General features: G+C 69.7%; 1 protein-coding gene and 1 pseudogene. Both read right to left on the reverse strand.

The window, feature by feature from the left end; translation table 11 throughout:
* Positions 1-233 (reverse strand): annotated as a pseudogene (locus EOA32_RS37500) (cobyrinic acid a,c-diamide synthase); the annotation flags it as partial.
* Positions 230-762 (reverse strand): SAM-dependent methyltransferase (locus EOA32_RS37505; RefSeq protein WP_245499539.1); only part of this gene is annotated, 533 nt, incomplete at its 5' end. The gene EOA32_RS37505 and the pseudogene EOA32_RS37500, both read right to left, overlap by 4 nt.

The following is a 762-nucleotide window of genomic DNA, read 5'->3' on the forward strand; positions in this document are numbered from 1 at the left end:
GCCTGGTTCGCCAGCGCGTTGAGCAGGGAAGGCGGCATCGCCCAGCTGTCGAGATTGACGCCGGAGAGGCCGGTGGCGGCGGTATGGAAGCCGGGATCGATGTAATCCGGTCCGGACTTCGCGCCGCGCACCTTCAGCCCGCGCCGGGCAAGCGCGCGCAACAGGCCTATGGTGACGCTGGTCTTGCCCGAGCCGGAGCGCGGCGCGCCGATGATGATCGCGCGCGCCGTCATGCCCCGCCCGCCAGTGCCGCGCGCATGGCGACGATACCGCCGACGACAATCAGCGCCCGGGAGGCGAGCCCGGCTGCAGCGGCCTCCTCGGCGATTGTGGCGAGCGTGGCGACAACGATGCGCTCCTGCGGCGTGGTCGCTGCAACAATCACCGCTGCCGGCGTCGACGGCGCGAGGCCGCCGCTGAGCAGCTTTGCCGCTATCACCGGCAGATTGGCCATGCCCATATAGATGACGACCGGCTGGCCGGTGCGCGCGATTGCGGCCCAGTCGATGTCGTCATCGGTGCCCGCGGCATGGCCCGTGGCAAGGATCACCGCCTTGTTGATGCCGCGCATGGTGGCGGGGATGGCGGTGGCGGCCAATGCGCTGAGACCGGAGGTGAGGCCGGAGAGTACCCGAAATGGTATGTTTTCCCGTGCCAGCGACAACGCCTCTTCGCCGCCGCGGCCGAAAATATAAGGATCGCCGCCCTTGAGCCGCACGACGCGGCGGCCCTCGCGCGCCAGCCGCACGAGCAGGGCGTTAA

It is taken from the genome of Mesorhizobium sp. M1A.F.Ca.ET.072.01.1.1 (assembly GCF_004023325.1).
Classification (GTDB): domain Bacteria; phylum Pseudomonadota; class Alphaproteobacteria; order Rhizobiales; family Rhizobiaceae; genus Mesorhizobium.